24 protein-coding genes are annotated in these 24137 nt (G+C 60.2%); 6 read left to right on the top strand and 18 right to left on the bottom strand.

Annotated features, from left to right (window positions below; all coding sequences use genetic code 11):
* Positions 1 to 272: 272 nt before the first annotated feature.
* From OOZ52_RS11950 to OOZ52_RS11925, 6 genes are all read right to left on the bottom strand, one after another.
* Positions 273 to 1487: an argininosuccinate synthase gene (locus tag OOZ52_RS11950; RefSeq protein ID WP_274698754.1), complete on the bottom strand. Its 1215-nt coding sequence runs from the start codon at positions 1485 to 1487 to the stop codon at positions 273 to 275.
* Positions 1488 to 1593: 106 nt separating this feature from the next.
* Positions 1594 to 2151 (bottom strand): hypothetical protein, encoded by a 558-nt coding sequence (locus OOZ52_RS11945; RefSeq protein WP_274698753.1) that lies wholly within the window; start codon positions 2149 to 2151, stop codon positions 1594 to 1596.
* Complete coding sequence (locus tag OOZ52_RS11940) at positions 2148 to 3500, bottom strand: MATE family efflux transporter (RefSeq protein ID WP_274698752.1); 1353 nt, start codon at positions 3498 to 3500, stop codon at positions 2148 to 2150. Before OOZ52_RS11940 ends, OOZ52_RS11945 begins: the two co-directional genes overlap by 4 nt.
* 66 nt (positions 3501 to 3566) lie before the next feature.
* The gene (locus tag OOZ52_RS11935) at positions 3567 to 4268 is read right to left on the bottom strand and encodes a hypothetical protein (RefSeq protein ID WP_274698751.1); all 702 of its coding nucleotides are present in this window, start codon (positions 4266 to 4268) and stop codon (positions 3567 to 3569) included.
* Positions 4269 to 4464: 196 nt separating this feature from the next.
* Complete coding sequence (locus OOZ52_RS11930) at positions 4465 to 5181, bottom strand: LytTR family DNA-binding domain-containing protein (protein ID WP_274698750.1); 717 nt, start codon at positions 5179 to 5181, stop codon at positions 4465 to 4467.
* Positions 5182 to 5291: 110 nt separating this feature from the next.
* Positions 5292 to 6605, bottom strand: a complete 1314-nt coding sequence (locus OOZ52_RS11925) for an SAM-dependent methyltransferase (RefSeq protein ID WP_274698749.1) — start codon at positions 6603 to 6605, stop codon at positions 5292 to 5294.
* A 116-nt stretch (positions 6606 to 6721) separates the two neighbouring features.
* On the opposite strand from OOZ52_RS11925, the gene OOZ52_RS11920 reads away from it, so the two are divergent.
* Positions 6722 to 7165 (top strand): DUF1801 domain-containing protein, encoded by a 444-nt coding sequence (locus tag OOZ52_RS11920; protein ID WP_274698748.1) that lies wholly within the window; start codon positions 6722 to 6724, stop codon positions 7163 to 7165.
* Positions 7166 to 7177: 12 nt separating this feature from the next.
* Here the strand turns inward: OOZ52_RS11920 and OOZ52_RS11915 are convergent, their stop codons facing one another.
* The 8 genes from OOZ52_RS11915 to OOZ52_RS11880 form a co-directional block, all read right to left on the bottom strand.
* On the bottom strand, positions 7178 to 7921 hold the full coding sequence (locus OOZ52_RS11915) for a molybdopterin-dependent oxidoreductase (protein WP_274698747.1): 744 nt from the start codon (positions 7919 to 7921) through the stop codon (positions 7178 to 7180).
* Positions 7918 to 8610 carry a cytochrome b/b6 domain-containing protein gene (locus OOZ52_RS11910; RefSeq protein ID WP_274698746.1) on the bottom strand — a complete coding sequence of 231 codons (693 nt, stop codon included), beginning with the start codon at positions 8608 to 8610 and terminating at the stop codon, positions 7918 to 7920. Before OOZ52_RS11910 ends, OOZ52_RS11915 begins: the two co-directional genes overlap by 4 nt.
* Positions 8607 to 9368, bottom strand: coding sequence for an SDR family oxidoreductase (locus OOZ52_RS11905; protein ID WP_274698745.1), 762 nt, complete (start codon positions 9366 to 9368; stop codon positions 8607 to 8609). The genes OOZ52_RS11910 and OOZ52_RS11905 overlap by 4 nt, the downstream gene beginning before the upstream one ends.
* 37 nt (positions 9369 to 9405) lie before the next feature.
* Entirely contained in the window at positions 9406 to 11469 is a 2064-nt protein-coding gene (locus tag OOZ52_RS11900; protein WP_274698772.1) for an NAD(+) synthase, read from the bottom strand.
* Between the two features lie 401 nt (positions 11470 to 11870).
* On the bottom strand, positions 11871 to 12365 hold the full coding sequence (locus OOZ52_RS11895) for a glycine zipper 2TM domain-containing protein (protein ID WP_274698771.1): 495 nt from the start codon (positions 12363 to 12365) through the stop codon (positions 11871 to 11873).
* Between the two features lie 163 nt (positions 12366 to 12528).
* A complete protein-coding gene (rlmN, locus tag OOZ52_RS11890) occupies positions 12529 to 13776 on the bottom strand; it encodes a 23S rRNA (adenine(2503)-C(2))-methyltransferase RlmN (RefSeq protein ID WP_274698744.1) in 1248 nt (415 codons plus the stop codon).
* 43 nt (positions 13777 to 13819) lie between these two features.
* Positions 13820 to 14206, bottom strand: a complete 387-nt coding sequence (locus OOZ52_RS11885) for a VOC family protein (protein ID WP_274698743.1) — start codon at positions 14204 to 14206, stop codon at positions 13820 to 13822.
* Positions 14203 to 14685: an invasion associated locus B family protein gene (locus OOZ52_RS11880; RefSeq protein WP_274698742.1), complete on the bottom strand. Its 483-nt coding sequence runs from the start codon at positions 14683 to 14685 to the stop codon at positions 14203 to 14205. The genes OOZ52_RS11885 and OOZ52_RS11880 overlap by 4 nt, the downstream gene beginning before the upstream one ends.
* A gap of 180 nt (positions 14686 to 14865) precedes the next feature.
* Between OOZ52_RS11880 and OOZ52_RS11875 the strand changes: the two genes are divergently transcribed.
* Complete coding sequence (locus OOZ52_RS11875) at positions 14866 to 15513, top strand: YqiJ family protein (protein WP_274698741.1); 648 nt, start codon at positions 14866 to 14868, stop codon at positions 15511 to 15513.
* A gap of 59 nt (positions 15514 to 15572) precedes the next feature.
* Positions 15573 to 17294, top strand: coding sequence for a flotillin family protein (locus OOZ52_RS11870; protein ID WP_274698740.1), 1722 nt, complete (start codon positions 15573 to 15575; stop codon positions 17292 to 17294).
* 54 nt (positions 17295 to 17348) lie between these two features.
* Here the strand turns inward: OOZ52_RS11870 and OOZ52_RS11865 are convergent, their stop codons facing one another.
* Genes OOZ52_RS11865 through OOZ52_RS11850 form a run of 4 tightly spaced genes read right to left on the bottom strand, consistent with a single transcriptional unit; the run spans position 17349 to position 22127 of the window.
* Positions 17349 to 19022 carry a hypothetical protein gene (locus OOZ52_RS11865; RefSeq protein WP_274698739.1) on the bottom strand — a complete coding sequence of 558 codons (1674 nt, stop codon included), beginning with the start codon at positions 19020 to 19022 and terminating at the stop codon, positions 17349 to 17351.
* Complete coding sequence (gene greB / locus OOZ52_RS11860) at positions 19019 to 19510, bottom strand: transcription elongation factor GreB (protein WP_274698738.1); 492 nt, start codon at positions 19508 to 19510, stop codon at positions 19019 to 19021. The genes OOZ52_RS11865 and greB overlap by 4 nt, the downstream gene beginning before the upstream one ends.
* Positions 19510 to 20187, bottom strand: coding sequence for a hypothetical protein (locus OOZ52_RS11855; protein ID WP_274698737.1), 678 nt, complete (start codon positions 20185 to 20187; stop codon positions 19510 to 19512). The genes greB and OOZ52_RS11855 overlap by 1 nt, the downstream gene beginning before the upstream one ends.
* Positions 20184 to 22127 carry a lytic transglycosylase domain-containing protein gene (locus tag OOZ52_RS11850; protein WP_274698736.1) on the bottom strand — a complete coding sequence of 648 codons (1944 nt, stop codon included), beginning with the start codon at positions 22125 to 22127 and terminating at the stop codon, positions 20184 to 20186. The genes OOZ52_RS11855 and OOZ52_RS11850 overlap by 4 nt, the downstream gene beginning before the upstream one ends.
* A 65-nt stretch (positions 22128 to 22192) precedes the next feature.
* Between OOZ52_RS11850 and dapA the strand changes: the two genes are divergently transcribed.
* The 3 genes from dapA to smpB all read left to right on the top strand — a co-directional run bounded on the left by dapA (position 22193) and on the right by smpB (position 24114).
* Positions 22193 to 23071, top strand: a complete 879-nt coding sequence (dapA, locus tag OOZ52_RS11845) for a 4-hydroxy-tetrahydrodipicolinate synthase (protein WP_274698735.1) — start codon at positions 22193 to 22195, stop codon at positions 23069 to 23071.
* The gene (locus OOZ52_RS11840; RefSeq protein WP_274698734.1) at positions 23071 to 23532 is read left to right on the top strand and encodes a DUF805 domain-containing protein; all 462 of its coding nucleotides are present in this window, start codon (positions 23071 to 23073) and stop codon (positions 23530 to 23532) included. Before dapA ends, OOZ52_RS11840 begins: the two co-directional genes overlap by 1 nt.
* A 99-nt stretch (positions 23533 to 23631) precedes the next feature.
* Positions 23632 to 24114 (top strand): SsrA-binding protein SmpB, encoded by a 483-nt coding sequence (gene smpB / locus OOZ52_RS11835; protein ID WP_274698733.1) that lies wholly within the window; start codon positions 23632 to 23634, stop codon positions 24112 to 24114.
* The last annotated feature ends 23 nt before the right edge of the window (positions 24115 to 24137 follow it).

The following is a 24137-nucleotide window of genomic DNA, read 5'->3' as shown; positions in this document are numbered from 1 at the left end:
TCGTCGACTTCCTCTTTCCCCTGTATCCGAACCGGCAGGCGGTTCTTCGTGGCGGTCTGTTTCCGTCTTCGATGTTTGGAGAATGCGCGAGGTTCCCGAGTCGGGCAAGGGCGCAAGCGTCGACTTATCCACTTTTGGCCGGAATGCCAGTGGACAAGAGTGGATAAGTCAACGGCTCGGCGTTTCTAGTGAAACTATCCTACTTCTACGATGACTAGCGGCCAGAAATGACTCAAACGGCCCACATTTGACGCAACAAATAGCGCCTTGTGTTAGCGATCTCGTTTGGCGAGAAGCTTGAGCCGCAGGGCGTTAAGCTTGATAAAGCCGGCAGCGTCAGCCTGATCGTAGGCACCTGCATCGTCCTCGAAGGTGACATGCGCTTCGGAGTACAGCGAGTTGGCGCTCTTGCGACCCACGACTGAGGCTTGCCCTTTGTAGAGCTTGAGGCGCACGGTGCCGCTCACCTTGTCCTGACTGTGGTCGATTGCTGCCTGCAGCATTTCGCGCTCGGGCGCGAACCAGAAGCCGTTGTAGATAAGCTCAGCGTATTTCGGCATCAGCTCGTCTTTCAGATGGGCTGCGCCACGATCGAGCGTGATCTGTTCGATACCGCGATGGGCGCGGGCATAGATCTCGCCACCCGGTGTTTCGTACATGCCGCGGCTCTTCATGCCGACGAAGCGGTTCTCGACCAGATCGAGGCGACCAATGCCGTGCTTGCGGCCGAGGCCGTTAAGCGCGGTGAGCAGCGTTGCCGGGCTCATTGCCTCGCCATTCAGTGCAACGCCGTCGCCCTTTTCGAAGTCGATGGTGATGTACTCGGGCCTGTCGGGCGCCTCCTCCGGGTGATCGGTGCGCGAATAGACGTAGTCGGGCGTCTCTTCCCACGGGTCTTCGAGCACCTTTCCTTCGGACGAGGTGTGGAGGAGGTTTGCGTCGGTCGAGAAGGGGCTTTCGCCGCGCTTGTCCTTCGGCACCTGGATCTGGTGCTTCTCTGCCCAGTCAATCAGTGCTGTGCGGCTGGTCAGATCCCATTCGCGCCACGGAGCGATGACCTTGATGTCAGGGTCGAGCGCGTAGGCGGAAAGCTCGAACCGGACCTGATCGTTGCCCTTGCCGGTCGCACCGTGAGCGATGGCATCGGCGCCGGTTTCGTGTGCAATCTCGACAAGACGCTTGGAAATAAGTGGGCGAGCGATGGAGGTGCCGAGCAGGTAGTCACCTTCATAGCGTGCATTGGCGCGCATCATCGGGAAGACGAAATCGCGCACAAATTCCTCGCGCAAGTCCTCGATATAGATGTGCTTGTCCGGAATACCCATCGCGCGGGCTTTCTCGCGCGCAGGTTCGATCTCTTCGCCCTGGCCAAGGTCGGCGGTGAAGGTGACAACCTCCAGCCCGCGCTCACTCTCGAGCCACTTGGCGATTACAGAAGTATCGAGGCCACCCGAATAGGCGAGGACAACACGTTTGATATCGGACATGCGATAAATACCGTCTCAAGCTTCAGTTTAGCGGCGGCGGTTAGCAGTGCGCCACTGGCCTCGCAATCAATCTCGCGTTGCGATGCAGAAACCCAGGGTATCTCGCCTAAGGAATCTCACTGGCACCCAGCTGCGGATTGCGGCGAGTGATGTAGTTCAGCCAGGCCTTTGGACGACGCAGATAGGTTTCGGGCACATCCGCGCTCAGACCGACAAGCGTCGCCATACGGGCAACGAAATGGATGCAGTTGTTCTCGTCCAGGTCATAATAGTCGCCCGGATAGTCACGCCAGGCGATCACCTCTGCGCGTAGGCGGCGATACTGCCGGTCGTTCACGGTGACGCTGAAATGACGGTTGGTGTTGGCAATTGTGTTGGCGGTTTCCGAGAGGATCATGTGCTCGGCCGGGCCAGAGGTAATCGCCTCTGCACTGCTGCGCGCAGAGAAGCCGTAGTTCTCGTTCACCCGTGTACCGTCGGCGAGTGTGCCTTCGAACACCACGAACGTGTGCGGGTAGCGGCCCCACAGCACGCTGCCGTTGAACGAATGGAAGTGCACCTCGACTTCGGCCGCGGCGGGTGTCGCCACGCCGAGGCCGGACAGCGCCAGCACGAGGGCGGCAAGGAAGCGGGTGATCAGTTTGCGGAGGAGGGTGTTCGTCATGTCGGTTCTTTTGCCTGTTCGCTGGGCGATGTGATGTCTTTGAGTAGTCCAGGGAAATAGAGCGCAAGACCGCCTGCGCGCAACAGGTAGCTTGCAGAAATTGCGATCCACACACCCCAATTTCCGGTGGGCCGCAGGGCGAAATCGAGCGCAATGTAAAGAATTGTCGCGGCAACACCTGCATTGCGCAGCGCTTTCCCGCGCGTGGTGCCGATGAAAATGCCGTCCAGCATCCAGCTCGGCATACCTAATAGCGGGACCAGTGCGGCGAAGGGGAGGAAGGTGCGCGCGGTCTCCCGCACTTGCGGATCGGTGGTGAGAAAATCGATCACCGCGCCGCCACCCAGATAGAACAGCAACGCGAAGGCGACACCGCTCGCCAGCGCAAACTCGCCCGTGAGCCTGATGGATCGCAGAAAGCGCTGCCTATCCTTTGTTCCGTAGGCCTGTCCGACGCGCTCCTCCGCCGTGAAGGCAAAGGCATCGAGCACGAAGGCTGAGACATTGATGAACTGCATCAGCACGTGATTGGCCGCGAGCGCCTCTGCGCTGATGCGTGCGCCGGCATTGGCGAACCAAGTGAACAGGATCAGCAGCGCGACGGTGCGGATCATGATGTCGCGATTGACGGCAAACAGTTGCAGCAGGCGTTGGCGATCTAGTAATAGCTCACGGGGCGTTCTCCGGGCGAGCGCAAGCACATTCGCGCCTGCCACTCTGCCCACAATCACTACGCCCAGAGCCAGTGCAATCCACTCCGCACAGGCCGTACCGAGGCCCACTCCAAAGGCACCCATGTCGAGCCCCCAGACGAACCACACATCGAGCGTGATGTTTGCAAGGTTCATTACGATCTGCAGGACCAGCGCCTCGCGCGTGCGACCAAGCCCCAGGAGCCAACCATTGATGGAATAGACGGCGAGCGCAGCGGGCGCGCCGTAGAAGCGGCCCTGCATGTATCCGCCCGCATCGCCCTGTACCGCGTCCGAGCCGGAGAGGACCGCGAAAGCGAGTTGGCTGATGGGCACGCTCAAGGCGAGAATAAGCAGGCCGAGCGCCAGCCCGATGCCCAGCGCACGCAGCAGCAGCGCCTCAACCTCACGCGGCTCGCCCGAGCCATTGGCCTGCGCGGTGAGCCCGGTCATCCCCATGCGCAGGAAGCCAAAGGTCCAGAACACGAGGGTAATGATGGTCGCGCCAAGCGCCACGCCTGCGAGCGCAACCGCATCGCCCGTCCGCCCGATCACCGCCGTATCGACAATGCCTACGAGCGGAATCGATGCTTGCCCGAGCATGATCGGCCAGGCCTGCGAAAAGATGCTGGAACGCGTTAGGGAGCGGGTGCTCATTCCCGCTCCCTAACGCCGAGGACCGGCAGGGACCAGCCAATCCTCGTCGAAGTAGTCCGCCGCCGCTTAGTTCTCCAGTGTGTGGAAGCTGTGCAAGTCTGAAGTGAAGGCCTGCTCCGTGCCAAAAGCGCGAATGCGGCGGAAGACGAAGGGTGCTTCACGCGAGACCCAGAACCGTTCAGCCGCGCGGCTGCCGTCTGCGGCCCGCTCGAGGACGGTGCAGAGGCAAGATATTCCGCTCGCCAATTGTAGCTCCTCTTCACCCACCACCGTGTATTCAATCATCCGCGATTCTACTGTGCCGCCGACGATCGCGGTGGCTTCAGGGATCGAAACGCTCGTTCCCAGTTCCATCGGGAGAAGGGCTGCGAGAAGCGGAGAGAACATCGTGTCGAGATACCCGCCGTTCTCTATCGGGCCAGCAGCGCGCAAGGGCTCGCCGCCCTCGATTGGCGCGCGCGTCCAGTCATAACCTTGGGTGTTGGATCGGCTCACCACGAATTCGGGCCCCCAGGCGAAATATGGACCCGCGCCGAATGCCTGCCGCATGGAGTCCAGCTCGATATGTCGCTGCGAGGCGATCACCATGTTCTCCATGGGAATGATGTCAATCAGGACCAGCATCGCGCCATCGCCGCTCGTGCGCGCTTGCAGGGTGAAAAATCCGGTTTTGGAAGAAGCGCTTGTGTAGACTGCCTCATAATCCTCGAAAGCGGGTACATTGATCGCTTCGCTACCCGGAAGCACGGGCGTTGCGGTTGTTGTCATTTCCTGTTCGTTTGCATTGGCAACACAGGCCGTGAGCACAAGGCTTGCAGTTGTCAGCAGAGCCGCAGCGGTCCTGCGATGTCTGGAAAGTTGAAAATACATGTGATCCTCCGTTCGTCCCGCTCGCGACGTCGCGCTGCGGGAGACGGATTTTCAAGCTGCCTGGTGCCAGCGGTCGGAAATGTTGTGCAGGCGGTTAGCCAAGTTTCTCACGGAATTCGGCAAGCCGCCGCCGTCCTAGCGGAGCTTCCTCCCCAGAGAAGAGCATGACCCGATAGCTGCTGCTTTCGCTGCAACTGCGCACACCCTTCACGTGTTGTGTGTTTACCAGCGCGCGCCGGTGAGAGCGGATGAAACCATGTGCTTCCAGAAGCGGAGCGAGTCGCGTCAGGCTGTCTCGAACCGTATAGCTTCCATCGAGGGTATGAATTTCGAGGTAGTTACCTTCCGCCTCTATCCAGCACACCTCAGCAGGCTCGATCCGCAACGTTCGGTCGTTGCGCCTGACGGAAAAACTGAAGCTGGTGGGGTCAGCGGGAGCGCATTGGCGTTTCCAGAGCAAATAGGTGCCCAACGCCATAAGAGCGTATACGGCCAACCAGATTGCCGCATAGTTCGCCCACGTTTCACCGATCGAAAACGCGATGTTGGCGGGCAAGGCCATCCATTCCTGCGATGCGTAGAGGGCCATCTTGATAAGGGCGAGGGCTGCCAGATGCAGTGCGGCCAGGAGGAGCCCTATTGCAGCAATTCGAATGACGATGGGCTGCATCCCTGCTCGCTGATTGGCTTTCCAACCCGCGAACTTACGCCATAAAAGGCGCGGCACAGCAGCCAGGCACAGAAAGAATGCCAGCATTGCAACCAATTGGATTAGCAGCGAAGTATTTGGTGCGCGAAAGTGCTCGAACATAAGCAGTGTTGCTGCTTCGCCCGCGAAAAGCACAAGCGGTATAATCAGTGCCAGCGCCCAATACCGGGTTTGCCAGGCGCCCTCTCGGCTGGAGAGAGCGCTGGCAGACATTACTCCGCAGCTTCCTTCAGAGCCGGGTCGAGGTGCCATGCGGGCGGTTCTTCAAGCCCACGCAGGCGCTCTGATTCCTCGTACATGTAGTCGCGCGTCATTGGGATGGCGTCGCGTTCTTTCACGTAGAGGATTTGCCAGTTGACCATGTTGCCGTTGCGGAACGCCTGCTCGGCGCCAGCGAGGTAGAACAGCCACATGCGGTAGAACACCTCATCATACATCTCGATGATCTCATCTTTGTGCAGGACAGTGCGGTTGTACCATTCCTCCAGCGTGTAGCAGTAATGGAAGCGCATCGCCTCCACGTCCATCACCTGCCAGCCGAACTGCTCGCTCTGGGTCACGAGTTCGGAAAGCGCGGGGATGTAGCCACCGGGGAAGATGTACTTGCGCGTCCAGGCATCGGTGAAGCCCGGGCGACCTGCGCGGCCGCAGCAGTGGCTGAACATCACGCCGTCTTTCTTCAACAGGCGGTGCGTGTGTTCGTAGAATTGCGGGTAGTGCGGGGTACCGACATGTTCGAGCAGACCGACGCTGGTAATGCGGTCGAATTTGCCCTCGACATCGCGGTAATCCATCAGCGCGAACTTCACCTTGTCCTCGACACCGGCTTCCTTCGCGCGCTCTTTACAGAAGGCGATCTGGTCGGGGGCCAGGGCTACGCCCAGCACTTCGCAGCCGTAGGTGCGGTGGAGGTAGAGCGCGAGGCCACCCCAGCCGCAGCCGATATCCAGAACCTTCATGCTGGGGCCGTTTTCCTTGGTAATGTTCAGCTTGGCAGCGATGTGCGCCTTCTTGTCGAGCTGCGCTTTTTCCAAGCTGTTATCGAGATCGCGGTGGTAACCCATCGTGTACTGGCGGTCTTCGTCAAGGAAGAGCTCGTACAGACGACGCGTCAGGTTGTAGGTATGCTCGGCGTTCTTGCGTGCTTTGCCCTTCAAGTTGACGCTGTCGATCTTGGCGATGGACTTCTGGATCGCCGTGCGGATCGCGCCCTTCGGCTTGAGTGGAGCATCGCCCAGCTTCTTAGCATTCTCCGTGATGTAGAGGATCATGTCGCGGATATCGTGCGGCTCTTCAACCACGAGCCAACCCCACATGAAGGCTTCACCTGCACCGCATTGCGGATAGCGGGCAATATGGTTGGCGGCCTTCTTGTTTGTCAGCTGGACCTTGACCGGTCCCTTGTCCATGCCGTGCACGCCCTCTTCGGGACCAGGCCCGTATTCATAGACCTTGCCGTCATGATCGGTGATGATCAGCTTGCCGCGCTTGATGGCTTTCTGCAGAAATTTGTCGAGCAGCCACATGTGGTTGGTGTCCCCCAGGATTGTTTTGTTTTTCGTAAACGATACGTGTGCGCAGCGTTTGGCGCAGAGTCAATTGTCGGTTATCTCATCCGCGTTGGAGTGGAGGGGATAAGATCATGAGCGAAAACAAGACAAAGCCTACAGGCAAAGCTGTGACCGACTTCATTGACGGCATCGATCACGCTGGCAAGCGTGAAGATGCCAAGGTGCTCGATGCGATGTTCCGCAGGGTGACAGGCGAGGAGCCGGTTATGTGGGGTCCGACCATCATCGGCTATGGCGAATACCACTACAAGTATGAAAGCGGCCGCGAGGGAGACTTCCTGCGCATTGGCTTTTCGCCGCGAAAGCCCAAACACTCGCTCTATCTAATGGGCGGATATTGCGATGATGTAGCAGGGCGCAGCAGCGAAGAAATTCTCTCCCGCATTGGTAAGTATTCGCGCGGCAAGAGCTGCCTCTACATCAACAAGCTGGCCGATGTGGATTTGGACGTGCTGGAAGAACTGGTGGAACTCAACTGGGAGGCGATGAACAAGGTCTATCCGCCAGAAGGCTGACAGAAAGCTTGATCAGATCCCCGCATACCACTGATAGCCCGCACGATCTTCCCAATAGCCGCCGTAGCCATCACCGATGCCATCTAGCGAGGCGACTGCTTCAATCCGGGTGAGGTACTTGGCGTGCTTGTAACCCAGCTGCCGTTCGAGGCGCAGGCGCAGTGGTGCACCGTTGCGGACGGGCAGGGCCTCTCCGTTGAGCTGGTGCGCGATGATGGTCTGTGGATGCATCGCATCATCCATGTCGCAACTCTCGTAATAGTCGCTTCCCGAAAGCGTGTCAGCGCAGTGGAAGACGATGAAGTTGGCCTCACCGGTCGGCTGCGCGGCTTCGAGAATGTTTGAGAGTTGCGGGCCGGTCCATTCCCCGATTGCACTCCAACCTTCGACGCAATCGTGCCGCGTTACCTGCGTACGCTGCGGAAGGGAGCGGATCTGGTCCATTGAGAGCACCATGGGATTGGCGACCAGTCCGTCCACGGTTAGTTCCCAGTTGGCGAAACCTTCCGCCTCTGCTGCGGCATAGTCTTCAGTATCGACAGTCTGCGAACCGTTTCCGCGAAAGAAAGGCGAGATCGCGCTCCGATCATATTCCGGCGCCATAGTAATGCGGCCGCCACCCAGTGCGCGGTGCAGGCCGCGATGCCAGCTTTCGGCCCCGTCCACGAGCTTTTCGAACCACAGCGTGTCACCGATCTTGGAACAACCGGCGAGGAAGGCAGAAGCACCTGCGACGAGGAAATTGCGACGCTTCATGGTCTTTCTCCCGTTTCTTCCTTGCCGCCGGTAATCATATCCCTGATGTGCTTGATCGGCCCTGCGGCAATCACCAGCAGGATGTGCACGACGAAGAACAGAGCGAGCAGCCATGCGGCGATGAAATGAAGCGAGCGTGCGCTCTGGCGACCGCCGAACAGGTCGGTCATCCACGGCCATACGGCTTCCATACCCGGGCTCATCACCATACCGGTGAAGATCATCAGCGGGATCAGGATCAGTATAACGCTGGAGTAAGTGATCTTCTGCAGAATGTTGTACTTGCCTTCACCGTGTTCGAAATTGAACTTCGCGTGTTCCTTGATGTCGTTCCAGATGTTTGACGGGCTCCATTCGCGCGCGCGAGCAAAGATATCGCGGACCATATGGCCGTTGGTGAAGGCCGAGATCATGAAGGCCAGAAGCGCAAAGCCGAACACCAGCGAGAACAGCACGTGCCAGTCGCGTGCGGCCGACAGGCTGTAGTAGTCCGGGATGGTCATCCAGCCGGGGAAACGCGGCACTTCGAGCCAGGCCTGTTCCACCGCATAGCCATCATTACCCCAGTAGAGGCGGCGATGGGCGTTGGAGATATTGAGCCCGCTCATAAACAGGATGATCACGCTGATGGCATTGGTCCAGTGCCAAAGCCGCGTTGACAGCGCGTGCCGCTTTTTCACCTTGCTCATTGCGGAGCTCCCTCTCTTTCCAGGTAGATGACATCGCGGTCCTGCTGCAGCAGATGCTGGCCGGAATCGATGTGAATAGACTGTCCGCTCGCCAGTGGCCCTTCGGCAAGGAACAGCGCTGCTTCGGCAATTTCGTCTGCACCAGTACGGCGGTGCAGCAGGTTGCGTGTGTGCGAGCGCTCTGCCTCTTCCTCGGTCTGGTCATGGCTCGGCAGGATCGCGCCCGGGGCGAGGGTGTAGACGCGGTCTTCTCCGCCGTGCGCCATCGCCAACATTCGCGCCGCAGTATCGGTCGCGCTCTTGCTCATGGTGTAGCTGAAGAAATCGGGGTTGAGGTTCTTCAGCTTCTGGTCGGTGAACTGGATCACCCGCCGCCCGCGCTTGCTGCGGGCATGGGCGAAATAGGTCTGCGCCGTAAGGGCAGGGCTAACAGCGTTGACACTCATGTTCCGCTGGTTCGTTGCCGGATCGAGTCCGGTTACTTCGTCGGCTTTGAATGTCGAGGCATTGTTGACGAGGCAGCGCCAGTCATGATGGCTATCCGCAAGCGCGCGGATCATCGCAACCGCCGCATCATGATCGGCAACGTCACACTTGACCGTCTCTGCACTCGGTAGACTTGCGGCGAGCGCCTCTGCTGCATCGCTTGAGCGGTTGTAGTGGATGATGACGTGCCAGCCGCTATCCGCAAAGCGCTTCGCCATTGCCTTGCCAAGACGCTTGGCTCCGCCGGTAATGAGCACTGTTTTGCTTGTCATGCGGGGAGCCTACACGGCGCGCGATGGTTGGCAAGCGTCACCCGTCTGCGGGCACCTTGCGGCGCAGCTCCTCCAGCCACACGTCAGCCATCGCATCGCTCGGTGCGCGCCAGTCTCCGCGTGGGGAGAGGGCGCCGCCGGCACTTACTTTCGGCCCGTTGGGCATGGCACTGCGCTTGAACTGGCTGAACTGGAAGAAGCGCTTCAGGAACTTTTCTAACCAACTGCGAATCGTCACGAGGTTGTAAGCGTTCTTGCCACCTTCAGGGAAGGCGTGCGGCCATAGCCCGGCTTTCGCATCCTTCCATGCGTGGTAGCAGAGGAAGGCGACATGGCTCGGCTTTTGCCCCCAGCGGATAATGTGGTGGAGGAAGAAGTCGTTGAGCTCGTATGGCCCGATGATGCTCTCGGTGCTCTGGATCGAACCGTCCGCACTGGCTGGCACCAGTTCGGGCGAAATCTCCGTCGCCAGCACTTCTTCGAGAACGGCATCGCAATGCCCGTCAAACTGGTCGGTGCGTGTGCACCAACGGATCAGGTACTGAATCAGAGTCTTGGGGACGCCCGAATTAACACCGTAGTGACTCATCTGGTCGCCCACGCCGTAGGTGCACCAGCCCAGCGCCAGTTCTGACAGATCCCCTGTGCCGATCACAAAGCCTTTGTGATGGTTTGCAAGGCGGAAGAGGTAATCGGTCCGCAGGCCCGCCTGCACGTTCTCGAAAGTGACATCGTGCACCGGCTCGCCATCCGCGAAGGGGTGCCCCATGTCCTCCAGCATCTGTCGCGCAGCGGGCTTGATATCGATTTCTTCTGCGGTGGTGCCAAAGGCTTCCATCAGCTTCCACGCATTGCTCTTGGTGCCGTCGGAGGTCGCGAATCCGGGCATGGTGTAGGCGCGGATGGTCTCGCGGGGCAGACCAAGCATGTCGCAAGCCTTGGCGGCGACGATCAACGCGTGGGTGGAATCGAGGCCGCCCGAGATGCCGATGATGAGTGATTTCGGACTGGTCGCCTTCACCCGGCGGGCGAGGGCATCAACCTGGATGTTGAACGCCTCGTAGCAATCCTCGTGCAGCTTTTCCTGCCGGTTGGGGACGAAGGGGAAGCGGCGGATCGCGCGCTTCAGCCCGATATCGCCCGCCGCGTAGTTGTGTTCGAACCCGACGGTGCGGAATGTATCCTCAGGCCGTCCGGCATCTTCTGCCGCATCGTTGAAAGTGCCCATGCGCATGCGTTCGTTGCGGATACGCTGGGTGTCGATATCGGTGACGCACAGCTCGGGCTCGAGCTCGAAGCGCACGCTTTCGATCATCAGATCGCCCAACTCATAGACCATGCCCTGGCCATCCCAGCTGAGGTCCGTCGTGCTCTCGCCAAAGCCGCTGGCGGAATAGGCATAGGCACAGACCGAACGGCTGGAAGAAGCCCGGCACAGCATGTGGCGCTCATCTGATTTGCCGATGGTGATGTTTGAGGCGGATAGGTTGAGCAGAATGTTAGCGCCCGCCAGCGCCGCTAGCGTGCCCGGCGGGTTGGGGCTCCAGTAATCCTCGCAGATTTCGATGCCGAAGGTGAAGCCGGGCAGATTGGTCGCAGCAAAGATGAGATCGGTTCCGAACGGGACTTCGGCGCCATTCACCCCGATCCACAGATCATGGCAATTGTTGCCGCGCGCGAACCAGCGCTTCTCGTAGAATTCGCGGTAATTTGGCAGGTAGCTCTTGGGGACCGCGCCCAGCACTTCGCCCTGTGCGATCACAACTGCGCAATTGTAGATGCGCCCACCGCGCCGCAGCGGAGCGCCAATGACCAGTACCGGCGTCAGTTCCTCGCTCGCCGCACGGATAACCTCGATATGCTGCTCAACCGCCTCCAGCAGTGCTGCCTGAATATGCAGATCGTCTATCGCATAGGATGACAGGCACAGTTCCGGATAGAGCAGCAGGTCGACATTCTGCGCGTGCGCCTCTTTTGCTTGCTCAACGATCCCTTCGGCATTGTAGGCAACGTCTGCGGTGCGGCTCTTGGGCGTTCCGGTGGCGATCCGCACAAAGCCGTGGGCATGCATATCGAAGAAGTCGAAGGGGGTGTCGCTCATCGTTTTGGGTTTCTCCATGCCATTACCGGCAGGTTCAAGGAAATCGGCAGGCTCGCAGATACCCAGCTCGGCCAGCCGCAATTGGGTGGCTTTGCGTGGGACTTTGCCTTTGGCTTCCCAGCCATAGACGGTGCGGCTGGGCCAGCGCTTGGGCGAGCCGTATTGAGCACCAAATTCCTCCGCGCTGAGCGGTGGGTTATGCGCTTCTCTCCAGTTACGGATTTTCTGCCCTGCCAGGTGCATGGCGACTTAGTATCCGAAAAGGATACTCACTGCAAGAAGGGTTTGCAAAATAAGACGCCGCCGCTCCGAGGGGAAAGAGCGACGGCGTCACTTGGGGGCAATCATGTATTCGTGGACGCGTTTCCTGCGGTTACATGATTGTCTCACGTTTTGACTGGTTAGCGGCAGCGCGCGCCGCCACGGTCGATTTCCCGGCCGAGGAGGCCGCCGATCGCTGCGCCCAAAACGGTGCCGAGCGTCCGGTCACCACGCGTGTCGATCTCGCGACCGATCAGCGCACCACCGGCAGCACCGATGATCAGGCCGGTCGTGCCGTTGTCACGCTCGCAGTAGTAGCGGCCATCGCGGCCACGCCATACGCGGTCACCACGGCGTACGCGGCGCGGTTCGTAATAGCGGCCATGGTCATCATAGACACGCTGACGACGCTCATAGCGGCGATCACGGCGTTGATCGCGGCGACATGCGCGGCGATCGCGGCGACGTTCATATCGGTCGCAGCGGTCATAGCGATCATAACGGTCATAGCCGCTGTGGTTATTGTGATAGCCATGCGCGGGTGCCCAAGCGGGCGGGCCACCCTGTGCCATGGCGGGTGTTGCAGGGAGTGCCAGCGCGGTGGCGGCGGCGAGTGCAAGCAGTGGCTTTTTCATCATCAGATACCTCTTTCGAGTCGACACCTCGTGTGCCGATGGAAAGATGTATCGTTCAGTAAAGTGCAACCGTAGATGAACAGATCGTTGGATTTCGCGTTCAGAGACGAAGCGTTTTCAAGCTGCGATCAGGTGAAGTTTACAAGGTGCAAGAAGGCCGGGCTTAACGCGCTTCCCCAGCTACCGCCTCAGCCGCCTCGCGATCCAGTTGCGCCCGACTCTTCTTCTCGGCAGCAGTCTTCAGCTGACCGCAGGCTGCATCGATATCGCGTCCGCGCGGTGTGCGCACCGGTGCGCTAATTCCGCCTTCGAACACGATGTTGGAGAAGGCCTTGATCCTCTCGGGCGTCGAGCATTCGTAGACCGCTCCGGGCCACGGGTTGAACGGGATCAGGTTTACCTTGGCGGGCAGCTTGTACTCTTTCAGCAGGCGGACGAGTTCGTGCGCGTCTTCGTCACTGTCGTTCTTGTCCTTCAGCATCACGTATTCGAAAGTGATGCGGCGCGCGTTGCTGGCACCCGGATAGTCGGCACAGGCCTGCAGCAGCTCTTCGATGCCGTACTTCTTGTTGATCGGCACGATTTCGTCGCGGATATCCTTGGTGACAGCGTGGAGTGAAACCGCGAGGTTCACGCCGATTTCCTCACCGCAACGCTCCATCGCCGGAACGACGCCGCTGGTGGAGAGCGTGATGCGACGCTTGGATAGCGCGAGCCCGTCGCCGTCCATAACCAGCTTCAGCGCGCCTTTGACATTGTCGAAATTGTACAGTGGCTCGCCCATGCCCATCATCACGATGTTGGTAAGCAGGCGCCCGTCAGCGGTGTATTCCGCCTCGTCAGCCTCCTCGGCAAAGTCCATCTTGCCCTTGGGCCATTCGCCGAGCGCATCGCGTGCAAGCATGACCTGCCCGACGATTTCGCCCGGCGTCAGGTTGCGCACCAGACGCATGGTGCCCGTGTGGCAGAAACGGCAATTGAGCGTGCAGCCAACCTGCGAAGACACGCAAAGCGTTCCGCGATCGGCATCAGGGATGAAGACCATTTCGAACTCGTGGCCGTCTGCCGTGCGCAGCAGCCATTTGCGTGTGCCATCATTGCTGTGCTGCGCTTCGACAACCTCTGGACGACCGATCACAAAGCGTTCGGTCAGCCATGGGCGCATGGTCTTGGCGATGTCGGTCATCGCCTCGAAATCGGTCACGCCGCGGTGATAGATCCAGTGGAACACCTGCTTGGAACGCAGCTTTGCTTGTCGTGCATCGAGACCAGCACCTTCGAACAAGACAGCAATGTCCTTCTTCGGCAGACCGAGCAGGTCCACGCGTCCATCCTCGCGCGGCGTGATGTCACGCGCGACGGGAACGGGGTCTACCTGCCCCGGAATGCTCATAAGTGTCGTATCGGCCATGGGAGGCGCGCATATAGGGCGGCAGAGGCGTTTTGGAAAGCGGCTAGTCGATCGGATGCGAAGTGAGGTCCTGCCCGAACATTACACGGTGTCCGTCAGGTGTGCGAACAGCGAATTCGCGCATGTTCCACTCTTCGGTGCGCGGGGGTTTGATGACGTCGGCCTTGTCGCGGTCGATTTCATCGAAATAGGCATCGACGTCATCAAATTCGATATACCCGAAGTATTGGTGATCGCCGAGGTCGGGCACGGGGTGCGCATCGGGGCAGGTTCCAAGCATGATCATGCAGTTGCCACGCTTCACGAAGACCCATCCGCCCAGATCGCGCAGTGCGTCGAACTTCATGACATCGACCCACCAACGGGCAGTGGCCATGGCATCGGGCACGGCGAGGACGAAGTTGAGACCGGTAATTTCGGGCTTGGTCACTGGCCTGAACACCCCACGCTCGCAGCATCAATCGCTGTGGCGGCGCCATCAAGGCTGTAGCGATCGGTGAAGCGGTTGCCGCGCGCATCGGTGGCACTGATGCTCATGCGGCTGGCAGCGCGTATGGCGGCCACAATTTCCCGGTCGGCGCGTACATCGGTCGCCCAGGCATCGCCTTCGCCGGCCGTGAGAGTGAACCGCTCTCCGCCCACTGCCAATGCCACACGCGGATTGCTTGAGAGTTCGCGGCTGAGACGGAAATGAACCTGCCCGCGCACGTTCCGGTCAGGCCAGGTGCCCACACTGGCAAAGGGCTGGAAGTCAAGCCCGGCGCCGCCTTCAGCCGCCGCGATGGCATAGCAGCGTGGGATGTCGGCATCGCGGAAAGCTCCCCAGTCACCAAACACACCAAGGCTGTCCCGTGCAATCACGGGAGCGGAAATCACAAGCAGCACAATCGGGATAATCAGCCGGAGCATACCTATTATATAGGCGCATTTTGCCCGCGGTGTGAATCCCGAAAATCGTACGCGGTTTGTCCGGTTTTTCTGGAAATTCCGGCCCCTGTACCCTATATGAATGAGGACGGAGGGGTTTCCGGTAAAAACCCGGTTTTGGAAGGGGCGTCCGTGGCTTAAGAACCATGTGGCGGTGAAAAGATGAGCCTGTTTGCAGATTATAACCTGCCCTTTGCGATTGCGCTTGGGGTAATGGCTTTGCTTACGCTTTTGCAGGTCATCGGGCTGGGTGATTTCGATTTTGGCGCCGATGTCGACCTGGATGTAGATGTCGACGGCGAGATTGCCGATCCGACCTCTGCCGGCCTTGGCGGAGCGATTACGACGCTGCTGGGTCTGGGTAAGGTGCCCGTCTTCGTCTGGCTGATCGTTTACCTGCTGCTCTTCGCCGTGATTGGCATGGGTGTGCAGGCGCTCGCTTCGGACATGACCGGGGCACCGCTGTTCGCTTGGCTCGCCGCGCTTATATCGGGCGGAGCCAGCATTCCTGTGACGGCCGCGGTCGTGCGCCCGATTGGAGCATTGCTGCCGAAGGATGAAACCACTGCCGTTGGTCTGCAAAGCCTTGTCGGCCGCAGGGGAACGATCACCACCGGAAGGGCGGAGAAGGGTTCACCTGCCCGCGCAAGGGTGCGCGATCATCACGGCCATGCGCACTATGTCATGGTGGAGCCACATGAGGATGCCAGCGTCATCCCCGCTGGAGATGAAGTTCTATTGGTACGCCGGGAGGGGAATGTTTTCTTCGGTGTGCCGCTGGCCGAGCGCAAGCTCGCCCCGATGTCCTGACGGGCTTCAGGGTAGGCGAGCCGCGCCGCCAGTATCACAGTTCACAATAAGGAGAAGAAATGGGAAATCTGGTTGAAATTGGCACCGTCGGAGTGGTCGGAACGGGCGTCGTCATTCTGGCGACCCTCATCTTCCTCACCAAGCTCTATCGAAGGGCTTCGAAGGAAATCGCATTTGTCCGCACGGGTGTGGGCGGTGAAAAGGTCGTGATGAACGGGGGCGCGCTTGTTTTCCCGATCTTCCACGAAACCATGCCGGTCAACATGAACACGCTTGTGCTGAGCGTGGTGCGTCGCGATGGCGAAGCGCTGATTACGCTCGACCGCCTGCGGATTGACGTGAAGGCGGAGTTCTACGTCCGCGTGAAGCCTGATAGCGAAGCCATCGCCATGGCCGCGCAGACGCTGGGCCACCGGACGATGCAGCCGGACATGCTGAAGGACCTCGTCGAAGGTAAGTTCGTCGACGCGCTGCGCTCTGTCGCCGCGGGTATGACCATGAACGAGTTGCACGAGCAGCGCGCAGACTTCGTGCAGAAGGTGCAGCAAGTCTCGTCAAACGACCTCGCCATGAATGGTCTTGAGCTGGAGTCGGTCTCACTGACCGGTCTCGACCAGACTTCTATCGAACACTTTAACGCCAACAACGCCTTCGACGCCGAAGGTCTGACCAAGCTGACCGAACAGATCGAAGCGCGCAAGAAGCTGCGCAACGATATCGAGCAGGACACCCGCGTGCAGATGGAAACGAAGAACCTCGAAGCCGACACCAAGTCGTTCGAGATCGGCCGTGACAAGGAATATGCGCGGCTGGCGCAGGAGCGCGAAGTCGAAGTGCGTCGCGCCTCGCAGATGTCCGAAATCGCCAAGGAACAGGCGCTGCGCAACCAGGAAGCCGAAAGCGCCCGGATTGAAGCCGACCGTCTGGTGGAAGAGGCTCGGATCGACCAGGTCCGCGCACTCGAAATCGCCCGGCAGGAACAGCAGATCGCCGTTCAGAACAAGTCGCGCGAGGAAAGCCAGGCCAAGGCAGAGGCAGACGATGCCCGCGCCAAGGCGGTGGAAGCCGAAGAGCGGGTTGCCACGGCCCGTGAAAGCGAGATTGCCGAGCGTCAGAAGAAGATCGAGCTGATCGAAGCGGCAAAGCAGGCAGAGCGCGATGCGATCAAGATCCGCGTCGATGCCGAAGCTGACAAGGATGCTGCAACCAACCGCGCAGAAGCCGCTCGCCGCGAGGCAGAGGGTGAAGCCGACGCAACGCGCTTCCGCGCCGAAGCTGACCGCGTGAAGTTCGAGGTGGAAGCCGAAGGCCAGCGCGCTGTGAACGAGGCTGCAAACATCCTCTCGATGGACCAGATCTCGCTGCAGACGAAGCTTGCCCTGCTGAAGGTGCTCCCGGAAGTCATCCGTGAAAGCGCCAAGCCGATGGAAGCCATCGACTCGATCAAGATCGTGCAGGTGGATGGCCTGACGCAAAAGGCGGGCGCACCGGGCTCAACCGCTGGCGGAGGTGCCGGCGGCGGCTCGGGAAACCTGGCCAATGATGCGGTGGCGGCAGCGCTTGCCTACCGTGCGCAGGCACCGGTCCTCGATGGTCTGATGAAAGAGCTGGGCCTCGATGGCTCCTCGCTCGGCAAGATCGTCGAAGGTGCGACCAACGGCAATGCAGATGGCCTGACCGACCTGACCCCCGAGGTCACCGATGCCGATGAACTGCCCTCGCTGTTCAACCCGGGCAGCGACGAAGGCGACAGTGGCGAGGATGCAGAAGTCGCCGAGTAAGGGGGCGCTTCGCAAACCAAAGAAAAGCCCCCGGTTCGCGCCGGGGGCTTTTTCTTATCGGGCGAAGGCCGGAATGTCCGGCAAGTCAGAAATCGAAGGCTGGGTTGCGGCGTCGCGCAGCGGGCCAGGGCAGGGCACGTCGATAACTTCGCCGTCCTCCTTGCCGAAAGCGATGGTTCCACCACTGGCGCAGGTTTCCTGCATATGCGCGTAGTCCTCGGCGGAGATCGTCGTAACGGGTGTTCTACCAAGTGTTGCGACCACCGGGTTCCCCGTCAGCAGGCCGCAGCCGGGCGGGGTATCGAGCCGATAGGTCTCCGGCCCGGAGTAGAAGCCATACCCTTGCCCCGGCTCAAGCTCGCTGCACTGTGCACCGATCAGGAACATCAGCGCCGTGCGGGCACGCAGGGGAGGATTGGTGACTTCACCGCTTTCGACACCGAGCCGCGCCATTTCGGAATTGATCGTGTCCCACCGCTCCGGCCCGCTGGTCGCGAGCAGAGCGGCGAGGGCGGGGCGTTGGAGCAGTTCGGGCCCACCAGAAGCGCTGACCCAATCTTCGAGTGTGTAGGTTCGCTCATCGGTAGCTGCCGCGAAAGCCACTGTGTCGCGCCATGTTTCGGCGACCGTCTGCCCACCGCTAGTTTCGGCAAGGTAAAGCTCGCCGAGCAAGTGCAGCAGGGGGCCGCAGCTGTAGCGGAGGTTGCTGGGAATGAAGTCCAAATCGTTGAGCGCAACCTCGTCCCAGTAGCCGAGCGACGTTCTGCAGCGTTCAAGCCAGCTGGCGAAGGTGCCGCGTAGGTGCTCCTCGTCCGTCCAGCCGAGCTGGTAGGAGGAGAGCGTAGCAATGTATTCTGCGCCGCCCTCATGCAGCCACATCGGCGTGCCGTTGGCAAAATGCGCGACGCCGCCATTCCAAAAGTGCACGCCTTCGTGGAGTACCAGCGAGCGGGTATAGCTGAGCGTGCCGGGCGCTGTCGGATCGGGCGCTTCGCCCATGAACCGCAGCCCGACCATCGCACTGTCGGTAACATCGCCGGTGTTGAAGCTGCGATCCGAGGGAATAATGCTGGCGGCGAAGAACGGCGTTGTTTCCGGTGGCATGCCGAACATGTCGGTGAGGTGTGCGAGCGAGCCGACGACCATTTCGCGGATTTCGGCTTCGAATTCCTCGCTGCCGTTCCCGTCGAACACGAACTGTGCGCCCCCGGCTCGGATGATCTCCTGATCGGGCCCGATGTAGACATAGCCCTGTGGCAAAGATTCATCAGGCCAACGTGTCCAACCATCGGGAAGGCTGGCCCACCTGAGCTCAATGTCCCACCAAGTCTGATCAGGATAGATCGCCTGCAGATAGATCAGGCGGCCTGGTCCTACGCGGTAGAATGGCGGATACTTCGCATCGCGTTCGGTCAAATCCTCGACCAGCCGGAAGGTGACACGCGAAAAGGGTTCACTTGATGAGATTGTGTTGTCGCTCAAACTCAGGCCCGGCGTCTCGATCTGCAGCGCATCATCGCGCACAACATCGGCAGGATCCAGGAACAGCGTGGAAACAGGATCCTCCAAGGCAATGGTGACTAGCAGGTCCTCTCCATCGGGTTGGATCGCAATTTCCGCAGATGGCCGATCTACCGGCTGCATGACTTCGTACAGGTCGGGATCCTGTGCGGCTGCAGAGTGTGTTGATAGCAGCAACGCAAAGGCAAGACAGATCGCGCGCATCATTCCTCCGGATATGTGATGGAAATAACTTCCCACTCTTTGCTGCCGCCGGGAAGCTTTACCACGCGCAAATCCCCCACTTCCGCGCCCTTCAATGCGCGCGCCATGGGACTGGACCAGCCAAGCATGCCTTTGCCCGCATCCTGTTCGTGATCGCCCACCAGTGTGACGGTCCGGTGCTCGTCGTCCTCGTCTGCGATAGTGACGCTTGCGCCAAAGAACACGCGGCTCTTGTCCGGCTGCTGGCGCGGATCGACGACCTTGGCGTGCTTCATCACCTTGGCGAGGAAGGACAGCTCGCGGTCGATCTCGCGCATGCGCTTGCGGCCGTAGATGTAATCGCCATTCTCGCTGCGATCGCCATTTCCCGCCGCCCAGCTAACGATCTCGACGATCTCCGGGCGTTCGGTGCCGAGCAGGTGGTCGTATCGCGCCTTGATTGCTGCAAGGCCTGCGGGGGTAATGGGATTGGTCTTGTCTGCCGAACTCATTATTCGTCAATCGTGTGTCCGTTCGCCCAATCGACGGCCGGCCCGAACCAGGCCGGGTGGGGCGAATAGATCAGACCGTGTTCCAGCCCGGTGTCCGTTTCGATTTCCGCAAAACTCGCAAGCCTTGCCGAGCCTTGGGTGAGCGGTGCGCAGGAGCCCGCCAGTTCGGTGTCACTCCGGTCGCGAATGGTGAGAACATAGCCGTTCAATACGCGATCCTCGGCTAGAAACGCTTCGTTCGCACCAGCAGAACATCCGGCGAGCAGAACGTACCGCAATTGCGGGCCCGCCATTGTGTCGGAAACGAGGCTGGCGATATAGGCGCCCTTGGATGCGCCTATTATCGTGATGTGTTCGGGCAAAACGCCGCGGTCGAGGATCTGCAGGACCTGCTCGGACACCTCCGCAGCCTGTTCCTGCGGGTCTGCACCCGCGTCTCGCAGCGGAGCGATGACTTCAAAACCTTCGCCCCGCAGTGCCCTGACAATCTCGTCGAACTTGTATTCGCCGTAGCGCTCGCTGATCGCGGGCAGGCCCTGATCCTCAATGATCCGGCCGTGCAGATAGATGACGTAGCGTTGCTGCGCCTCAGCCTCCAGCGGGCCACTCGCACCACAACCAGCAGTCAGGCCAAGCGTGACGAGACCAAGAAGCGTTGCGAATGCCGGCTTGATCACCGCAGGAAGTCGCTCACCAGACGGCTTCTGCCCGTGCTTGCGCGGTCAGGGTGGAGCTGTTCGTAGACAACCGCATTCTCGATCACACGTTGGACGTAGTTCTTCGTTTCGAAGAACCCGATTTCCTCGATCCAGCGCAGCCAATCACCTGTGCGGCGGGGGTCACCGTTTTCGCGCAGCCAGCGGTTTACGTTGCCGGGGCCAGCGTTGTAGGCGGCGATGGCGAGCGGGTAGCTGCCGTCATAGTAGGCGATCAGTCGCTCGATGTGGTTGGATCCCAGTCGCATCGAGTACTCGGGATCGGTCAGCAGGCGGCTCGCCGAATAGGACATGTTTGCACGGCGTGATTCCTCGCGCGCGGTGGCGGGCATGAACTGCATCAGTCCGCGTGCCCCGGCATGGCTGATGGCGTTCTCGGCAAACTGGCTTTCTTGCCGCGCGATGGCGTGGATCATCGTCCAGTTGCTGCCTGGAGGCGTTTGCAGGGTCGGGAAGCCGATGCGGGTGAAGCCCTCATGTCCGTCCGCCGCAGCGGCATCGGCAAGGTTCACTGCCAGATCGCGGCGACCGATATCGCGTGCGAGCTCGGCCACAAGGATGTGTTCGTCCATCGTCTCTGCCTGATCGGCGATACCACGATAGAAACGGATGCCCGTGGACCAAGGCGCATCACGTGCGACTTCGGCGGTGGCCTGCGTGATAGGAGCGGAGAGGAAAGCCTGACGCTCCTCTGCGGTCGGCTCGCCCACAGGCGCGGCGGCATAGGCGGGGATTTCACGGCCAAGGCGCTGCAAGGCCAGCAGGCCATAGAAGCGGTCCGAATACTCGGCGGCCATTTCATAATGGCGGTTGGCTTCTGCGGTCATTCCGGCCTGGCGGTAGGCTTCACCGGCCCAGAAAAAGCCCTTCGAACGGGTCTGGCTGGTGCGCGCGGCGGCGCCGTACTGGTAGAACAGCGGAGCGGCCGAGCGGCCATCACCAAGGTGCCACAGCGCATTGGTGCCGCCTGCCCACATCAGCGAGGTGTAATCATCGCGCAGGCGATATTCCATCGCCGAGATGTCTTCGCCGGGCGCAAAAGCCTCTGTCGCGCGAGCGGCAACACGCGGCGTATCGGGACGGCTGGCGGCGCGGCCGACGGCGAGCAGTTCGGTGATCCACAGCGTGCGATCGAACGGCAGCTCGGCAAGCGGCGGACTGTCGACAATCAGACGAACGGCAGCGCCCGGGCTGCCTTCGGTGCGCAATTCGCGGCTGCGGTTGTACAGATAGCCAGGATCGGAAAGCGCCCCCGCAATCGAGGTGGCGCCATTGCCGCCCTGCAGAATTTCGAGGCGGGTCGCGAACAGCGGACGTTCTGCGGATGAGGTACGGCTCAGCTGGCGCGCTGCGGCATCGCCTTCGCGCTGCCACAACAGCGCATCCATGCGTGCATCGTGATCGGCCTGACTGAACTGGGTGCCGAAATTGGCGAAGATGGAGGCTTCGGCAGTCGGGCTCATTTCCCCGCCGCGCCATGCTTCAAGAGCCCAGCGTTGGGCGACGTTCCGGTCGCGGCCCATCATCGCTAGCGCGTAGTGCGCCTTCGCGTAATTGGTGACAGGATCGCTGCTGGCAAAGAAATCGAGCAGCAGTTGCGGGTCGACGAATTCCTCGCGCAAACGGCGTTCGGCGCGGGCGCGAAGTGTCGCTTCGTCAGGAAAACCCGGGTTCGCGATCAGGAAGCTCGCATACTGCGTGAAGGGCAGCTGTGCCTGCCGGTCCTCCCACAAACGCTCCCATCGCTGAATCTGCGGCGCCATCGGCCCCGGACCTTCGGCAACAAGGTTCGCGCGGTTGCGATCCCATTCGGCAGCGTCCTGTGCATGCAAAGTTGCGGGAGTGGCCAGAGCAGCCACGGCGGTCATAGAAACGAGTGTTTTGCGAAGCATGCTGGACATTGTGCTTGGCCTCTCCTTATCAGGCCATGAATGGATTGTTTCTAACCGCCAAGGAGCGGCAAATTATGTTTTCCGGATCGATACCTGCGCTGGCCACCCCGTTCAAGGACGGCGAGTTCGATGAAGCGGCTTATCGCCGTTTTATCGACTGGCAAATTGATAATGGAACCAATGGCCTGGTTCCCTGCGGTACAACAGGCGAAAGTGCAACGCTGGATAATGACGAGCATCACAAGGTGATTGCTGTCTGTGCAGAGCAAACGGCGGGCCGCGTACCGGTAATTGCAGGAGCTGGATCGAACGACACGCAGACTGCTCTCTGGCATTGCAAGGAAGCGCAAATTGCTGGGGCCGACGCGCTGCTGCTGGTTGCGCCCTATTACAACCGCCCCTCGCAGGAAGGGCTGCTGGCGCATTTCAGCTATCTGGCGGAGCGGATTGATCTGCCCATTGTGCTCTACAATGTGCCCGGCCGCACGGTGACCGATATCAAAGCCGAGACCGTGGTCGAACTGCACCGCCGCTTCCCTGACAAGATCGTCGCGCTGAAGGATGCGAGCGGAGACCTCTCCCGCGTCGTGACCCATCGCATGGGGGCGCCGGGCCTGTGCCAGCTTTCGGGCGATGATCCGCTGGTTCTTGCGGGCTATGCGCTTGGGCAAGTGGGCTGCATCTCGGTGACCGCCAATGTCGCGCCGAAGTTGTGCGCAGACTTTCACACGGCGGCTGCGAGCGGTGACTTCGAGACCGCCCGCGCGCTGAATGAAAAGCTCTATCCGCTCCATGCGGCGATGTTCGCCGATGCCTCTCCCGCTCCCGCGAAGTACGCGCTGAGCAAGCTGTTCGACTGGTTCAGCCCCGATGTGCGTCTGCCGATTGCGCCATGCAGTGATGCTGCAAAGGCTGCGGTGGACGAGGCGATGGCAGGGGCCGGGATTGAGTGATGGCTGAAGCCCATCGCCATGATCCGTTTGCGCCCGTGGTTCGTGTTCTCAAAGGATCGCTCAATTTCAAGGGTAGGGCACAGCGAACTGACGGGATTTTGTATTACTTCCTAGTGGTACTTTTTGTGACAGTCCTTCAGTTCGCCAGTTCGATGATCGGTAATGATCTGATTCCAGTTGCCGCCAAGCTTCAAGCTTTCGAAGTGCTGATCATGATTATCCAACTGCCATTGATTGCTTGGTTCGTCCGCCGGCTTCACGACCAAGGGAAGTCCGACTGGTACCTTCTGATTTTTCCTGTGGCTTGGGCGTTCAGTTTTCTTGAGGATGACTGGCAGATTTTGCACGCGATATTGATGCTAGGTCTGGTACTTTCATTGGTAGCACTAATTTTCTGGCCGCCAACGCAGGGGCCTAATCGATATGGGCCAGATCCGCGGGCTACACCCCAGTCGACCTGAACAGCGAGAGTTGTGATAGCCAGACACACCTGATCATTGGAGGCCACTGGTTTCCCAAGACTTGATCTCGCCGCGCATAGGTCTACATCCGCCAACCTTATGGCTCGCCCCAAACATGCAACTTTCGACAAGCAAAAGGTTGTCGCTGAGAACCGCAAGGCGCGGTTCAATTACCATATCGAGGATACTTTCGAGGCGGGGATCGCCTTGCAGGGGACCGAGGTGAAGGGGTTGCGATCGGGGCAGGGCACGATTGCCGAAAGCTATGCGGAAGTGCGCGATGGCGAGGTGTTTCTCGTCAATGCCAACATTCCCGAATTCAGCCACGGCAACCGGTTCAATCATGAGCCCAAGCGACCGCGCAAACTGCTGCTCCATCGGCGCGAAGTGGACCGGATGTTCGGCGCTGTGGAGCGCAAGGGGATGACGCTTGTCCCGCTGTCTATCTATTTCAATGGCCGTGGGCGCGCGAAAGTTGAGCTGGCTCTGGCCAAGGGCAAGCAGGCACACGACAAGCGCCAGACCATGAAGGACCGGGACTGGAAGCGCGACAAGGCGCGGATCATGAAAGAGAATTCGTGATCGGGCAGCCCGTTCAGGCTTGA

This window comes from Aurantiacibacter sp. D1-12 (assembly GCF_028858515.1).
In the GTDB taxonomy this organism is placed as follows: domain Bacteria; phylum Pseudomonadota; class Alphaproteobacteria; order Sphingomonadales; family Sphingomonadaceae; genus Alteraurantiacibacter.
This window is presented reverse-complemented; position numbering and strand designations above follow the sequence as displayed.

Excerpts from the sequence above, each read along its gene's own strand:
- OOZ52_RS11935 (WP_274698751.1), bottom strand. The coding sequence starts at position 4,268 with ATGACAACAACCGCAACGCCCGTGCTTCCGGGTAGCGAAGCGATCAAT.
- rlmN (WP_274698744.1), bottom strand. The coding sequence starts at position 13,776 with ATGGCCGATACGACACTTATGAGCATTCCGGGGCAGGTAGACCCCGTT.
- greB (WP_274698738.1), bottom strand. The coding sequence starts at position 19,510 with ATGAGTTCGGCAGACAAGACCAATCCCATTACCCCCGCAGGCCTTGCA.
- OOZ52_RS11945 (WP_274698753.1), bottom strand. The coding sequence starts at position 2,151 with ATGACGAACACCCTCCTCCGCAAACTGATCACCCGCTTCCTTGCCGCC.
- OOZ52_RS11905 (WP_274698745.1), bottom strand. The coding sequence starts at position 9,368 with ATGACAAGCAAAACAGTGCTCATTACCGGCGGAGCCAAGCGTCTTGGC.
- smpB (WP_274698733.1), top strand. The coding sequence starts at position 23,632 with ATGGCTCGCCCCAAACATGCAACTTTCGACAAGCAAAAGGTTGTCGCT.
- OOZ52_RS11850 (WP_274698736.1), bottom strand. The coding sequence starts at position 22,127 with ATGTCCAGCATGCTTCGCAAAACACTCGTTTCTATGACCGCCGTGGCT.
- OOZ52_RS11895 (WP_274698771.1), bottom strand. The coding sequence starts at position 12,365 with ATGAAAAAGCCACTGCTTGCACTCGCCGCCGCCACCGCGCTGGCACTC.
- OOZ52_RS11880 (WP_274698742.1), bottom strand. The coding sequence starts at position 14,685 with ATGCTCCGGCTGATTATCCCGATTGTGCTGCTTGTGATTTCCGCTCCC.
- OOZ52_RS11910 (WP_274698746.1), bottom strand. The coding sequence starts at position 8,610 with ATGAGCAAGGTGAAAAAGCGGCACGCGCTGTCAACGCGGCTTTGGCAC.
- OOZ52_RS11920 (WP_274698748.1), top strand. The coding sequence starts at position 6,722 with ATGAGCGAAAACAAGACAAAGCCTACAGGCAAAGCTGTGACCGACTTC.
- OOZ52_RS11930 (WP_274698750.1), bottom strand. The coding sequence starts at position 5,181 with ATGTTCGAGCACTTTCGCGCACCAAATACTTCGCTGCTAATCCAATTG.
- OOZ52_RS11940 (WP_274698752.1), bottom strand. The coding sequence starts at position 3,500 with ATGAGCACCCGCTCCCTAACGCGTTCCAGCATCTTTTCGCAGGCCTGG.
- OOZ52_RS11900 (WP_274698772.1), bottom strand. The coding sequence starts at position 11,469 with ATGAGCGACACCCCCTTCGACTTCTTCGATATGCATGCCCACGGCTTT.
- OOZ52_RS11840 (WP_274698734.1), top strand. The coding sequence starts at position 23,071 with ATGGCTGAAGCCCATCGCCATGATCCGTTTGCGCCCGTGGTTCGTGTT.
- OOZ52_RS11875 (WP_274698741.1), top strand. The coding sequence starts at position 14,866 with ATGAGCCTGTTTGCAGATTATAACCTGCCCTTTGCGATTGCGCTTGGG.
- OOZ52_RS11950 (WP_274698754.1), bottom strand. The coding sequence starts at position 1,487 with ATGTCCGATATCAAACGTGTTGTCCTCGCCTATTCGGGTGGCCTCGAT.
- dapA (WP_274698735.1), top strand. The coding sequence starts at position 22,193 with ATGTTTTCCGGATCGATACCTGCGCTGGCCACCCCGTTCAAGGACGGC.
- OOZ52_RS11865 (WP_274698739.1), bottom strand. The coding sequence starts at position 19,022 with ATGATGCGCGCGATCTGTCTTGCCTTTGCGTTGCTGCTATCAACACAC.
- OOZ52_RS11925 (WP_274698749.1), bottom strand. The coding sequence starts at position 6,605 with ATGTGGCTGCTCGACAAATTTCTGCAGAAAGCCATCAAGCGCGGCAAG.
- OOZ52_RS11915 (WP_274698747.1), bottom strand. The coding sequence starts at position 7,921 with ATGAAGCGTCGCAATTTCCTCGTCGCAGGTGCTTCTGCCTTCCTCGCC.
- OOZ52_RS11870 (WP_274698740.1), top strand. The coding sequence starts at position 15,573 with ATGGGAAATCTGGTTGAAATTGGCACCGTCGGAGTGGTCGGAACGGGC.